At 67.8% G+C, this 11475-nt stretch carries 16 protein-coding genes; 10 read left to right on the top strand and 6 right to left on the bottom strand.

The genetic code is table 11. The features are described 5' to 3' along the window. Positions 1-18: 18 nt before the first annotated feature. Both RIC54_RS03585 and RIC54_RS03590 read right to left on the bottom strand, forming a co-directional pair. Complete coding sequence (locus RIC54_RS03585; protein WP_350098620.1) at positions 19-1215, bottom strand: mandelate racemase/muconate lactonizing enzyme family protein; 1197 nt, start codon at positions 1213-1215, stop codon at positions 19-21. Between the two features lie 75 nt (positions 1216-1290). Beyond that, positions 1291-1707: a rhodanese-like domain-containing protein gene (locus RIC54_RS03590; RefSeq protein WP_350098622.1), complete on the bottom strand. Its 417-nt coding sequence runs from the start codon at positions 1705-1707 to the stop codon at positions 1291-1293. 93 nt (positions 1708-1800) lie between these two features. Between RIC54_RS03590 and ftrA the strand changes: the two genes are divergently transcribed. Further along, positions 1801-2763, top strand: a complete 963-nt coding sequence (gene ftrA, locus RIC54_RS03595; protein WP_350098624.1) for a transcriptional regulator FtrA — start codon at positions 1801-1803, stop codon at positions 2761-2763. 19 nt (positions 2764-2782) lie between these two features. On the opposite strand, the gene RIC54_RS03600 is transcribed toward ftrA, so the two are convergent. Further along, on the bottom strand, positions 2783-3193 hold the full coding sequence (locus tag RIC54_RS03600; protein WP_350098626.1) for a VOC family protein: 411 nt from the start codon (positions 3191-3193) through the stop codon (positions 2783-2785). A gap of 51 nt (positions 3194-3244) precedes the next feature. Continuing rightward, positions 3245-4297 (bottom strand): SDR family oxidoreductase, encoded by a 1053-nt coding sequence (locus tag RIC54_RS03605; protein WP_350098628.1) that lies wholly within the window; start codon positions 4295-4297, stop codon positions 3245-3247. A 183-nt stretch (positions 4298-4480) separates the two neighbouring features. On the opposite strand from RIC54_RS03605, the gene RIC54_RS03610 reads away from it, so the two are divergent. Continuing rightward, complete coding sequence (locus tag RIC54_RS03610; RefSeq protein ID WP_350098630.1) at positions 4481-5506, top strand: NAD(P)-dependent oxidoreductase; 1026 nt, start codon at positions 4481-4483, stop codon at positions 5504-5506. A gap of 9 nt (positions 5507-5515) precedes the next feature. On the opposite strand, the gene RIC54_RS03615 is transcribed toward RIC54_RS03610, so the two are convergent. Then, on the bottom strand, positions 5516-6094 hold the full coding sequence (locus tag RIC54_RS03615; protein WP_350098632.1) for a nitroreductase family protein: 579 nt from the start codon (positions 6092-6094) through the stop codon (positions 5516-5518). A gap of 230 nt (positions 6095-6324) precedes the next feature. Here RIC54_RS03615 and RIC54_RS03620 point away from each other — a divergent pair, with 230 nt between their 5' ends. The 4 genes from RIC54_RS03620 (at position 6325) to RIC54_RS03635 (ending at position 7642) form a co-directional block, all read left to right on the top strand. Continuing rightward, complete coding sequence (locus RIC54_RS03620; protein ID WP_350098634.1) at positions 6325-6561, top strand: hypothetical protein; 237 nt, start codon at positions 6325-6327, stop codon at positions 6559-6561. Positions 6562-6665: 104 nt separating this feature from the next. Next, on the top strand, positions 6666-7229 hold the full coding sequence (locus tag RIC54_RS03625; protein WP_350098636.1) for a DUF2975 domain-containing protein: 564 nt from the start codon (positions 6666-6668) through the stop codon (positions 7227-7229). Between the two features lie 3 nt (positions 7230-7232). Then, positions 7233-7451 carry a helix-turn-helix domain-containing protein gene (locus RIC54_RS03630; RefSeq protein ID WP_350098638.1) on the top strand — a complete coding sequence of 73 codons (219 nt, stop codon included), beginning with the start codon at positions 7233-7235 and terminating at the stop codon, positions 7449-7451. Then, positions 7448-7642, top strand: coding sequence for a hypothetical protein (locus tag RIC54_RS03635; protein ID WP_350098640.1), 195 nt, complete (start codon positions 7448-7450; stop codon positions 7640-7642). The genes RIC54_RS03630 and RIC54_RS03635 overlap by 4 nt, the downstream gene beginning before the upstream one ends. Positions 7643-7646: 4 nt before the next feature. On the opposite strand, the gene RIC54_RS03640 is transcribed toward RIC54_RS03635, so the two are convergent. Then, the gene (locus RIC54_RS03640; protein WP_350098642.1) at positions 7647-8855 is read right to left on the bottom strand and encodes a Bcr/CflA family multidrug efflux MFS transporter; all 1209 of its coding nucleotides are present in this window, start codon (positions 8853-8855) and stop codon (positions 7647-7649) included. A gap of 149 nt (positions 8856-9004) precedes the next feature. Here RIC54_RS03640 and RIC54_RS03645 point away from each other — a divergent pair, with 149 nt between their 5' ends. Genes RIC54_RS03645 through RIC54_RS03660 form a run of 4 tightly spaced genes read left to right on the top strand, consistent with a single transcriptional unit; the run spans position 9005 to position 11280 of the window. Further along, a complete protein-coding gene (locus tag RIC54_RS03645; protein ID WP_350098644.1) occupies positions 9005-9841 on the top strand; it encodes a cytochrome c in 837 nt (278 codons plus the stop codon). After that, on the top strand, positions 9841-10320 hold the full coding sequence (locus RIC54_RS03650) for a flavodoxin family protein (RefSeq protein WP_350098646.1): 480 nt from the start codon (positions 9841-9843) through the stop codon (positions 10318-10320). The genes RIC54_RS03645 and RIC54_RS03650 overlap by 1 nt, the downstream gene beginning before the upstream one ends. A 2-nt stretch (positions 10321-10322) precedes the next feature. Next, positions 10323-10895 (top strand): tetratricopeptide repeat protein, encoded by a 573-nt coding sequence (locus RIC54_RS03655; RefSeq protein WP_350098648.1) that lies wholly within the window; start codon positions 10323-10325, stop codon positions 10893-10895. Positions 10896-10899: 4 nt separating this feature from the next. After that, positions 10900-11280, top strand: coding sequence for a hypothetical protein (locus RIC54_RS03660; protein ID WP_350098650.1), 381 nt, complete (start codon positions 10900-10902; stop codon positions 11278-11280). The last annotated feature ends 195 nt before the right edge of the window (positions 11281-11475 follow it).

Genomic DNA, 11475 nt, shown 5'->3' on the forward strand with positions numbered 1-11475 from the left:
TGTCGCCGCGAGACGAGACTAGACGGTACTGCGGCGGACCGAGGCATCCCTGCGCTTGGCCACATCGGGCAGCAACTCCAGGCCCAGGCCCGGACCCGGAGGCGCCTGGATCATCCCGCGCTCGACCGGCGGCAGCGTCGTCACCAACTCCCCGTACCAGCCGTAATAGAACGCCCGCACCATCTCCTGGATGAAGCAATTTCGGGTGTGCAGCGCCAGATGGGTCGAGGCGGTCAGTGCCACCGGACCGGTGCAGTCGTGGAACGCCACCGGCAGGTGCCAGGCGTCGGCCAGGGTGGCGATCTTCCGTCCTTCGGTAAGACCGCCGCACCACGTCAGGTCGGCGATGATCAGCGACAACTCGCCCAGTTCGACCAGCGAGCGGAAATCGGCCTTGCCGCCCCGTGTCTCCCCCACCGCGATCGGCGAGCGGGTGGAGCGGGCGACCTCGCCCAGCGAATCCAGGTGGTCCATGAACACCGGATCCTCGACCCACAGCGGCTCGATCGGTTCCAGCGCGCGGGCGATCTTCACCGCCGACGGCCGGTTCCACATGGAGTGCAGCTCGGCCATGATGTCCATCTTGCCGCCGACCGCCTTGCGGATCTTCTCGAACGGCTCCAGCGACTTCTTCAGTTCGGCGGCCGAGATGTAGGCACCCGACGACGCCTCGGCGGCATAGTCGAACGGCCAGATCTTCATTGCGGTGATGCCCATCTCCAGCAGCGAGTGGGCGACCTCGTCGGCGCGGTTCAAGAAACCATCGAGGTCCTCGTAGGGGCCCTGATCCCCGCCCAGGCCGAAATTCGCGGTGCCCTGCACCGGCTTGCTGCGGACGTACTGGTAGCCGGCGCAGGTGTTGTAGACCCGGATGTCGTCGCGCACCGCACCCCCCAGCAGTTGGTGGATCGGCTGGCCGGTCGACTTGCCCCACAGGTCCCATAGGGCGATATCGACCGCCGAACGGCCGCGCTGCTCCGCGCTGGCGCCGGAGAACCCGACATAGCCGATCAGGTGTGCCTGGTGCCGCTCGATCTGCAGCGGATCCTTGCCCAGCAGATAGGGCGCGATGATGCCGTGGACATGCGCCTCCGCCGACGCCGCGCCGTAAAAGGTCTCGCCCAGCCCGATCAGCCCCTCGTCGGTCTCGACATGAACCCACAGCAGGTTCGGGAACTCCTCGAGCCGGATCGTCTCGATCGCGGTGACCTTCACGGTGCATCCTCCTGATGGTTTTGACAGGAGTATGCGGAGGTCGCAGGAGCAACGGAAGAGGCGAGGCTGGTGGTTTCAGATCGCCTCCGCCTCCCGCTCGACCGCCAGATCGAACCCCTCGTCCTTCCAGCCCTCCACACCGCCGATCATCAGTTTGACCGGCCGGCCAAGCCGAGCCAGCCGGATCGCCGCCTTGCAGGCGCCGTTGCAGTGCGGCCCGGCGCAGTAGACGACGAACAGCGTGTCGGCCGGCCACTTCGCCATGTTGCGTTCGATCATCTTGCCGTGCGGCAGGTTGACCGCACCCGGTACATGGCCGGCGGCGAACAGGGCGGGCGAGCGGACGTCGAGCAGCACGAAGTCCGGCGCATCGCTGGTCGTCAGGCTGTGGTGGACGTCCCAGCAATCGGTCTCGAACCCCATCAGCGCCTCGAAGTGGGCGAGCGCGGCGGCGGAGGGTGCCGGTGGGACCTGGGTAACGACAGTGGTCATCGTCGGATCTCCGAAGGAAGTTGGATTGGCCGACAGCATCGGGCCGGACCGGGTCTCTGGAAATCGGCACTCAAACCACGTATCATTAAAATCATGCCAATCCATCCAAACCCGCGCAGCGTCGCCGTTCTGGCCTATGACGGGCTGTGCACTTTCGAGTTCGGGCAGGTCGTCGAAGTGTTCGGCCTGCCGCGTCCGGAGATGGGGGACGACTGGTATCGGTTTCAGGTCTGCGCCGAACGCCCGGGACCCCTGCGGGCGACCGGCGGATTCCGGGTCGAGGCCGATGGCGGGCTGGTCGAACTCGGTGATGCGGCAACGATCCTGATCCCCGGGTGGCGCGGCATCGACGCACCCGTGCCGGACGATCTGCTCGACACACTGCGGGCTGCCCACGCCCGCGGAAGCCGGCTGGTATCGGTCTGCTCGGGCGCTGCGGTGCTGGCGGCCACCGGGCTGCTCGACGGCAAGAGGGTCACCACCCATTGGCGCTACGCCGAGCGCCTGGCGGCACGCTTCCCCAGGGTCCGGGTCGACGCGGGCGTGCTCTACACCGAAGCTGACGGCGTGTTCACGTCGGCCGGCAGTTCCGCCGGCCTCGACCTGTGCCTGCATCTGGTGCGCCGCGATTTCGGCTCGCGCATCGCCAACGATGTCGGCCGGCGGCTCGTCCTGCCGCCGCACCGCGAGGGCGGGCAGGCCCAGTTCATCGACCGGCCGGTGGCGGATCGCGAGAACGCCCGGTTCGCTCATCTCTTCGACTGGGCGCGAAGCCGCCTGGGCGAGCGCATCACCATCGAGCGGATGGCCGGCGAGGCGGCGATGAGCCGGCGCAGCTTCATCCGTCGATTCGAAGCGGCGACCGGATCGCCTCCCGGCGAGTGGCTGATCGGCGAGCGGGTCCGTTACGCCGCCGACCTGCTGGAGACCACCGGCCTCGGCATCGAACGGGTGGCGACCGAATGCGGCTTCGGCACCGCCGACGGCCTGCGCCACCACTTCCGCACCCGCCTCGGGATCAGCCCGACCGCCTACCGCCGACAGTTCGCGCGGTAGCGCAGGGAACGGATGGGCCTCAGCCCCTGCCCTTCAGTTCCACGCCGTTGCCTTCCGGGTCGCGCAGGTAGATCGACGGCCCCTCGCCCTCGGCGCCGAAGCGGTTGGCAGGGGCCTCCGCCTCGATGCCATGGGCGGCGAAGTGTGCCCGGATGGCGTCGGCGTCGAACGGCTCCACCTTGATGGCGATATGGTCGACGTTGCGGCCCGGCCCCGGCGGCGGGCCGCCGGCGGAACCGAGTTTTCCGTTCATGTCGACCAGATCGATCATCGAGCCGCCGGCGTCCAGATGCCACAGGCCGAGCGGCTCGTTGTGCTTGGCCACCGTGCAGCCCAGCACGTCCCGGTAGAAGCCGAGCATGGCATCGATGTCCTTGGCGCGGACCACCACGTGATCGACGCCGCCGAGGCGGTAGGGCAGGTCAGGCATCGGTCCGCTCCGCGACAGTGAACACCACCTCCATATAGGGCGCCGCCCCGCCTACGGGATCACCTTCATGTCGCGGAACTCCTGGAAGATCCGGTCGAACATGGCGTCGGTACGCAGGCAATCCTGGAAGCCGTGGAGACGCAGCTTCAGGGTGTCGGTCATCACGTCCCAGTCGGTACCGAACACGTAGTCGGCGAACGGCCACGCCGCGATCTGGTCGTAGGGGATGCGCTGCAGCCCATGCTTGGCGACGATGCTGTCCCAGAGCGGCGCCTTGTCGGCCATGAACTCCGACAGCTTGATGGTCTGGATGTCGCCGACCTCCATGTCGAAGAACTTGGCGAACTGCGGCCAGACGTTCTTCCAGCGGAAGAAGTCGCCGTTGGTGACGTTGAACACCTCGTTGGCGGCCCGCTCGTCGGTGCCGCACCAGGTCATGGCGTTGGCCAGGTGCTGGCTGTCGCACACCTGGTAGACCGCGTTGAAGGCGCCGGGCTTGCCCGGGAACCGCAGGGGCAGGCCGAGTTCCTTGGAAATGGTGGCGTACACCGCGATGCAGGTCGTGATGTTCATCGGGTTGCCGAGCGCGAAGCCGCACACCGTCTGCGGGCGCAACGCCGACCAGGTCCAGGTGGCGGTCTTCTGGTTGACGCGCAGCCAGTTCTCCTGGTCCCAGTAGAAGTTCGGCAGCATGTGCGGCGGGTCTTCCTCGCGCGCCGGAGTCTTGAACGGCCCGAGGTGCGAGCCGTAGATCTTGTTGCCCTGCACCAGATGGACGTGGCGCAGTCCCTTCGACGCCTTGGCGATCGGCTCGACCGAGTTCACCAGCATCGCCAGGTTCGGCGCGCCATGTTCGGCCCAGGTCGGCCGGGCCTGGAAGGCGCAGTAGAAGATGTGGGTGACGTCGGCGAGCCCCGACAGCTTGGCCTCGGCGTCGGCCCGGTCGAGCAGGTCGACGGAGATGTAGCTGGCCGCGCTCTCGAAGTCGGGCGAGCGACGGCTGAGGCCGACGATCTCCCAGTCGCCGAGCGTGCCCAGGTGTTCGATCAGCTTGCGGCCGATCACGCCGAGCGCGCCGACCACGACGGCCTTGTTCTTCGCCATGTCATCCTCCGGTGTCCGATGCGGCGCATCCTGGTCGCTGTGCGGTCGCCGATCAACGCCCCGGCGGGAACGGCTGGTATTCCACAGCACGGTCGATGCGTCGTCGTGACCGCAAGACCGTCCTGACAGGGCCACCTCGCGGTGTATGCTCGCCGCGAAAGACCATCCCGAGGGAGCCCCGACATGACTGCATTCCGCGTCGGCCTGAGCGCCGATTTCACCCGCGCCGACGGCAAGCCGACCTTCCCGAGCTACGACCTGTCTCCCCTGGCGGCCGACGGCGTGGAACTCGTGCCGCTGGCCAAGGCGGCGGTGCTCAGCGCGGCGCAGGTGGCGGGGTTCGATGCGATCGTCCTGCTGGGCGAGCGCATGGCGGCTGACAGCTTCCCGTCCGACGGGCGGCTCGCCCTGATCGCGCGCATGGGTGTCGGCTACGATACCATCGATACCGATGCCTGCACCGCGCACGACGTGGCGCTGACCATCACCCCGGACGCGGTGCGCCGGCCGATGGCGAGCGCCCAGGTGTGCTTCATCCTGGCCCTGGCCCATAAACTCGTTGCCAAGGACCGGATCGCGCGCACCGGCACCCTGGGATGGCCGGCACGGATCGACAACCACGGCATGGGACTGGTCGGGCGCACCATCGGCTCGGTCGGGGTCGGCAACATCGGCGCCGAGATGTTCAAGCTGCTGAAGGCGTTCGACGTCCGCATGATCGCCCACGACCCCTACGCCGACGCCGCCAAACTGGCGGAGATCGGGATCGAGGCGGTGTCGCTGGAGGCGGTGTTCGAGCAGAGCGACGTGGTCACCTTCAACTGCCCGCTGAACGCCGAGACCAAGGCGATCGGCTCGGCCAGGATGATCGCGCGGATGAAGCCGACCGCCTATCTGGTGAACACCAGCCGCGGCCCGGTGGTCGACCAGAAGGCCCTTTACGACGCCCTGGTAACCGGCGGGATCGCGGGCGCCGCGATCGACGTGTTCGACCCGGAGCCGCCGGCCGCCGACGAACCGATCCTGCGCCTCGACAACGTGCTGACCGCACCGCATTCACTCGGCTGGACCGACCAGATGTTCGCCACCATGGGCGACGTCAACCGCGGCGCGATCGCCGACGTGAACGCCGGACGCGCTCCCGCCAACGTGGTCAATCGCGCCGTGCTCGACCGCCCCGGTTTCAAGGCCAAGCTGGCCGGACGCTGATCCTCGGCCCTACGCCGCCGGACCCGTCCATTCGCTGACCACCTGCTCGAAGGTCGGGCGCGGCCGCTCGTTCGGCGGGGTGGTCGGGGTGCCGATGTAGATGAAGCCGATGATCTGGGTTTCCGCGTCGTGGCCGAGGGCCTGGCGGACCTCCGGGTGATAGGACGGCCACTCGGTCAGCCATTGCGCGACGAAACCGCTGGCATGGGACGCGACCAGGATGTTCTGGCAGAGCGCGCCGCCGGACAGCTGCTGCTCCATCAGCGGGATCTTGGGGTGATGCGGATCGATCCGCGCCGTCACGGCCAGCAGGATCGGTGCGCGCTGCGGGCGCTGGCGCTCCAGCTCGACCTGCCGTTCCTCGGCTTCGGGATGCTCCCGCGCGAACACCCGTGCCAGCACCTCGCCAAGCGCGGCCTGGCCGGGTTTGCGCAGCACCTGGATGCGCCACGGCCCAAGCTTGCCGTGGTCGGGAACGCGGATGCCGGCAGCCAGGATCTTGTTCAAGGTCGCGTCGTCCGGACCCGGCTCGCCCATGTCCTTGGCGACGACCGAGCGGCGGGTGAGGAGCAGGTCGAGGGTATCCATCGTCGGCGATCTCCATCGGGTTCCGGGCGAACATAAGGTCTCGCGGCGTCGGTTCAAAGGCGCGGCATCGCGCATTTCGACGGTTGCGGGATCGGACATGAACAGATCGTGGCGAAAACGCGGCGGTTGGGGTAAGCTTTCCCGGTTCGTCAGAACGGCGGACGCAGGCGGGCGACCGGCGAGAAGACCTTTCAACGCGGCCCGACCCGAAAGAAGTTCGGAGGCGTGCGATGACCCTGTGTTTCCTGCCAGCCCGTGCCACGGTACGTGTCGTTGCAGCCGTCCTCACGCTGGCGGCGCTGAGCGGTTGCAATCCATATGTCTGGGGCGGTGTTGCGGCGTTTGCCGGCCCGCAGGCGGCGACCGGCCGAAACACCTTCTACCACATCAACAAGTATCTCGGACGTTCGTGCTCCGACTACAACTACTTCGATCGCCCTGTCCACTGCGCCAACGACGCCGGTTGATTCCGAGATAGCCAGCATCGGCAGTCGGCAACTGGATCGTCAGGCCAGAGTTTCGAGATCATTGACTCTCGACAAATAATTTATGTAATTCATAAATTATGAACGTGACACCACCCAATGCCGATGCTCCGGACCTCGCCCGCCGACGGTTGATCCGACTTGCCGGAGTGCTGCGCTGGCTGCTGCTGGCCGCGGCGTCGGCAATCCCGATCGTGGTGCTGCTGATCGCCGTCCTGGCCCCGGATTGGGTCCTGATGCGGCCGGGCCTGGCCGGCCTGCCGTTGCAGCCGGCGGCTGAGGATCCGTGGCGCCTGCGTGCCGCCATTGCGGCGGGAGCGCTGCCATCGCTGGTTCTGATCTGGGGACTGATCCGGCTGGCCTCACTGTTCCGGCATGTCTCCGACGGCCAGGTGTTCTCGGAAGCGGGCGCACGGGCGCTGCGGGACTTCGCGGTCGCGGTCCTGGCTCACGCCGCGCTGGTGCCCGTCGGTTACTCGCTGACCATCGTCATACTGACCGCCGCCAATCCGCCGGGAGAACGGCATGTGGCGATTACCCTGGGTTCCGACGACGCCGCACGGGTGCTGATCGGGCTGGTGTTCCTCGCCGTGGCCTGGATTCTCCGGGAAGGCCGGCGGATCGCCGACGAGAACGAGTTGATGATCTGAGGCATGCGGATCGTTGTGCGGCTCGATGTCATGCTGGCGAAACGGAAGATGCGCTCCAAGGATCTGGCCGAGCGGATCGGAATCAGCGAGACCAACCTGTCGCTGCTCAAGTCGGGCCGGGTCAAGGGTATCCGCTTCGCCACGCTCGAGCGGTTGTGCGAGGCGCTGAACTGTACGCCCGGGGAACTGCTGGATATCGAACCGGAGGAGGATCTCCCATGAGACCGCTCAAGGCGATCCTGGCTGTCATCGCAGTCGGCCTGGCGATTGGTGGATGCACCGACGTCGATTGGAATCGCACGATCGGTGGCCTGGCGAGCAGCGCCTGCCGCGGAGCGGACTCATGCACCGCGGTATGCCCGGACGGATCGACCCTCGACGGCCGCCCCGCCTCGGCGCGCTGCCGCCGCTGAACCGTCAGCTTGCCGGAGCTTCGAGACGGTCGAAGCCGAACCGGCAGACCAGGGCCAGGAAGCAGCAGGCCGCCACCACCGCGCACATGGCAAGCGGGGTGGCATCGTGCAGCAGGCCGACCAGGGCGCTGGCGACAGCACCGGCGCCGAAGCGGATGGCGCCGAACAGGGCGGATGCGGCTCCGGCGCTCGCCGGGAACAACCCCATCAGCCGCGCGGTGCAGTTGGCGCCGACCGGCGCCTGGACGCCGATCACCAGCAGCAGCGGCAACGCCACCCCCCACAGCCCGCCGATGCCGGTCAGCCCGGCAGCCAGCAGGCCGGCGCCGCCGACCGCGGCGACCACGATCGACAGCCGGGTCAACGGCAGAACGCCGTACCGGCCAACATATCGGGCGTTCAGGAACGACGCGATTACCAGGGCGACGACATTGGCGCCGAACAGTGCGCCATACCACTGCGGCGGCACACTGTAGTACTCGATGTACACGAACGGCGTGCCGGTGATGTAGGCGAACATCGCGGCACTGTTGAAGCTGCCGGACGACAGGTCGCCCAGCGCACGCCGGTCGGCCAGTATCCGGCCATAGGCCGCGAACGCGCCCGCCAGCCGGATGCCGACCCGCGCCGACGGTGGCAACGATTCCGGCAGCAGCGTGACCGTGGCGAACAGCCCGGCGGCACCGAACGCCGCCAGGACGTAGAAGATCGCCCGCCAGTCGGCCACCAGCAGGATCTGTCCGCCGACGGTCGGTGCCGCCAGCGGAGCAATCGCCATCACCATCGCCATCAGCGACAGCACGCGGGCGGCCCCCTCGGTGGAGAACAGGTCCTTGGCAACCGCGCGCGCCAGGGCCGACGCGGCCCCGCCGCCGATCGCCTGCAGCACCCGACCCAGGGTCAGCATCCCGATGCCGTCGGCCACCGCGCACAGGATCGAGGCCAGCATGAACAGCGCCAGGCCCGCCGCGATGATCGGCCGGCGCCCGTAGCGGTCGGAGATCGGCCCGTAGACCAGCATGCCGACCGCAAACCCCAGCAGGAACACGGTGATGGTCTGCTGCACCTCGGCAGGGTGGGCGGAGAGACCCGTCGCGATATCCGGAAGGCTGGGCAGGTACATGTCGACCGCCAGCGGTCCGACCATCACCAGCGATCCGAGCAGGACGATAAGCGACCGGCCGGGGGCGGCGGGTGATGCGGGCTGGGTCATGAGGGCTCCGAGCGGGCAGGCGTCACCGTTGGGTATCACGGGCGGCGGGCAGCGGCGACTCCTCCACAGGATAGGCCCCAAGGTGATTGCGTCCGGCGCCGAATTGGTGCGCACTACCCCGCGCTTCAGGTGGGGGCATGGAGCCGACGATGAGAACAGGTCTGTTGTTGCTTGCCGGCTTCCTAACCGCCGGATTGTGCGCGACCGCCACGGCCGAGACACCGGTGGAACGCGGCCGCTATCTTGTTGAGTCGATCGCAGGCTGCGGCAACTGCCACTCGCTGCAGGACGCCGGCGGGCCGATTGCCGGCAAGGAACTGGCCGGTGGCCCGCTCATGAAGGAAGCGGTGTTCGAGGCGTATCCGCCGAACCTCACGCCGGATCGGGAGACCGGTCTTGGCGGCTGGAGCGATGACGAGATCGTCAGGGCGATCCGTGAAGGACGCAGCCGCGACGGCCGTGTCATGGGACCGCCAATGCCGTTCGGCCTGTACCGCGGCATCGCCGATGACGACGTCCGGGCGATCGTCGCTTACCTGAGGACGGTCAAGCCGGTCATCAACAAGGCGCCGGCAACGGTCTACCGGATGCCGTTGCCGGAAAGCTGGGGACCGCCGGTGGCTGGGGTACAGGCGCCCGCGCGCTCCGACCCGGTGGCGTATGGCGGCTATCTGGCCGGGCCGGTCGGGCACTGCGTGGAATGCCACACGCCGATCAGCGCCAAGGGCGAACTGCAGATGACGCGTCTTGGCGCGGGCACGCGGGAGTTTGCTGGGCCCTGGGGCGTGTCGATCTCGCGCAACATCACGCCAGCGACCCTCGGCGACTGGAGCGATGCCGAGATCAAGCAGGCGATCACCAGGGGCGTCAGCCGCGACGGCACCCGGTTGATGCCCCCTATGGGTTACGGCTACTACGCCAAGATGACGGATGCCGATCTCGACGCGCTGATCGCCTGGATGCGGTCGCTGAAACCGGTCGACTGATGTCGGCTCGGCCCGAACCCCGTCGCCTGCTGATCGTGGCACACGCGCCTTCGAGCAACACGCGACGACTGCGCGATGCCGTGGTGGCCGGCACCGAAGACGCGGGCTCGGAAGCGGTTGAAGTGCGGGTACTTCCGCCGCTGGAAGCCGGGCCGGATGACGTCCTGGCGGCCCGCGCCGTGATCCTCGGCACCACCGAGAACCTTGGCTACATGAGCGGGGCGCTGAAGGACTTCTTCGACCGCACCTACTACCCTGTGCTGGAGAAGACCCAGGGCCTGCCCTACGCGCTGTACATCCGGGCCGGGCACGACGGCACCGGGACCCGCCGGGGGGTCGAGACGATCGTCACCGGACTGCGATGGCGGGCGGTGTGCGATCCGGTACTATGCCGTGGCGACTTCAAGGAAGAGTTCGTCGACCAGTGCCGTGAGCTCGGCACGTTGATGGCCGCCGGGCTCGACGCGGGAGTGTTCTGAGCATGACCGTCGACCCGGCCTCGGTGTTCGCGGCGGCAGTGCAGGCCGGCGACTGGGCGGCGGCGGATCGCGCACTGGACGCACTGCTGTACACCGATCCGGACAACCCGGTGCTGCACTACAACCGCGGCCTGGTGTGCCGCCGGATGGGCCGGCTGGCGGAGGCGGTCGCTGCCCACGACGCGGTCCTTGCACGTGCCCCCGACCATGCCAATGCCGCGTTCGAGCGAGCGTCCTGTCTGCTGGACCTCGGTCGCCTGGAGGACGCCGCGGCTGGATTCGGCGATTATCTGAAACAGGTTCCCGAGGATCCCGACGCCCGGCTGAACCGCGCCCGCATCGCCTTGCGGCTCGGACGGCCGGACGATGCCCTTCGCGACCTGAACGGTCTCGACGACTCCGGGCCGGCCATCCGTCTGGCCCGCGCCGAATCCCTGCGCGACCTGCGGCGGCTGGACGAAGCGGAGACACTGCTGGCTCCGTCGCCGGGTGATGACCCCGGGTTCCGCGCGGCCGCCCTCAAACTGCGCACTCAGGGCCCAGCGGGCCGGCTGCGGCTGGACGAAGAGACGTGATCCGATGAATGTCGACGTGGAGTTTGACGAAGCGGGCGGTTTCTATGTGATCCGTTACTCGGGCGAGGTCGACACGGACGTGATCGCCCGCATCGTCAGGGACATCCGGGACGGCGCGCACTACAAATCGATGCTGGGCGTGGTGTGGGACTTCCGGTCAGCCGATCTCAGCTCCATGACGCTCAGCGGCATGATGTCGGTCTGGTCTTCGCAATCGGGTCGTCCGTTGCGGACGGACCTGCGGGTTGCTTCGGTGTTCTCCCGGATTCCAGACGAACTGATCCTTCACCTCTGGCAGGCGGCGGCGCCGAGTTCGATCGGCATGCAGCGCCGATCCTTCACCGACATGGATGCCGCCCGGCGCTGGGTGGCCGGACCGGACTGACGCTCCGGATCGAAAGGCACCGCCTTTGGTCCAGGACTTCGATCCCGGGATCGCCTAGAGCATTTTCCGATCACTCACGGTCATATCCGGCAGCAACAAAGTAGTTGAGGCACTCGACCGGGGAGAAGGTGTCGATGGCGCGGCCGATGGTGTCCCAGAGATCGTCGATGGTCCTCGGCGCGTGCTTCTTGAGGA

The sequence above is a fragment of the Thalassobaculum sp. genome (assembly GCF_040219215.1).
Lineage (GTDB): Bacteria > Pseudomonadota > Alphaproteobacteria > Thalassobaculales > Thalassobaculaceae > Thalassobaculum_A.

Excerpts from the sequence above, each read along its gene's own strand:
- ftrA (WP_350098624.1), top strand. The coding sequence starts at position 1,801 with ATGCCAATCCATCCAAACCCGCGCAGCGTCGCCGTTCTGGCCTATGAC.
- RIC54_RS03655 (WP_350098648.1), top strand. The coding sequence starts at position 10,323 with ATGACCGTCGACCCGGCCTCGGTGTTCGCGGCGGCAGTGCAGGCCGGC.
- RIC54_RS03605 (WP_350098628.1), bottom strand. The coding sequence starts at position 4,297 with ATGGCGAAGAACAAGGCCGTCGTGGTCGGCGCGCTCGGCGTGATCGGC.
- RIC54_RS03630 (WP_350098638.1), top strand. The coding sequence starts at position 7,233 with ATGCGGATCGTTGTGCGGCTCGATGTCATGCTGGCGAAACGGAAGATG.
- RIC54_RS03600 (WP_350098626.1), bottom strand. The coding sequence starts at position 3,193 with ATGCCTGACCTGCCCTACCGCCTCGGCGGCGTCGATCACGTGGTGGTC.
- RIC54_RS03635 (WP_350098640.1), top strand. The coding sequence starts at position 7,448 with ATGAGACCGCTCAAGGCGATCCTGGCTGTCATCGCAGTCGGCCTGGCG.
- RIC54_RS03610 (WP_350098630.1), top strand. The coding sequence starts at position 4,481 with ATGACTGCATTCCGCGTCGGCCTGAGCGCCGATTTCACCCGCGCCGAC.
- RIC54_RS03615 (WP_350098632.1), bottom strand. The coding sequence starts at position 6,094 with ATGGATACCCTCGACCTGCTCCTCACCCGCCGCTCGGTCGTCGCCAAG.
- RIC54_RS03650 (WP_350098646.1), top strand. The coding sequence starts at position 9,841 with ATGTCGGCTCGGCCCGAACCCCGTCGCCTGCTGATCGTGGCACACGCG.
- RIC54_RS03640 (WP_350098642.1), bottom strand. The coding sequence starts at position 8,855 with ATGACCCAGCCCGCATCACCCGCCGCCCCCGGCCGGTCGCTTATCGTC.
- RIC54_RS03590 (WP_350098622.1), bottom strand. The coding sequence starts at position 1,707 with ATGACCACTGTCGTTACCCAGGTCCCACCGGCACCCTCCGCCGCCGCG.
- RIC54_RS03645 (WP_350098644.1), top strand. The coding sequence starts at position 9,005 with ATGAGAACAGGTCTGTTGTTGCTTGCCGGCTTCCTAACCGCCGGATTG.
- RIC54_RS03620 (WP_350098634.1), top strand. The coding sequence starts at position 6,325 with ATGACCCTGTGTTTCCTGCCAGCCCGTGCCACGGTACGTGTCGTTGCA.
- RIC54_RS03660 (WP_350098650.1), top strand. The coding sequence starts at position 10,900 with ATGAATGTCGACGTGGAGTTTGACGAAGCGGGCGGTTTCTATGTGATC.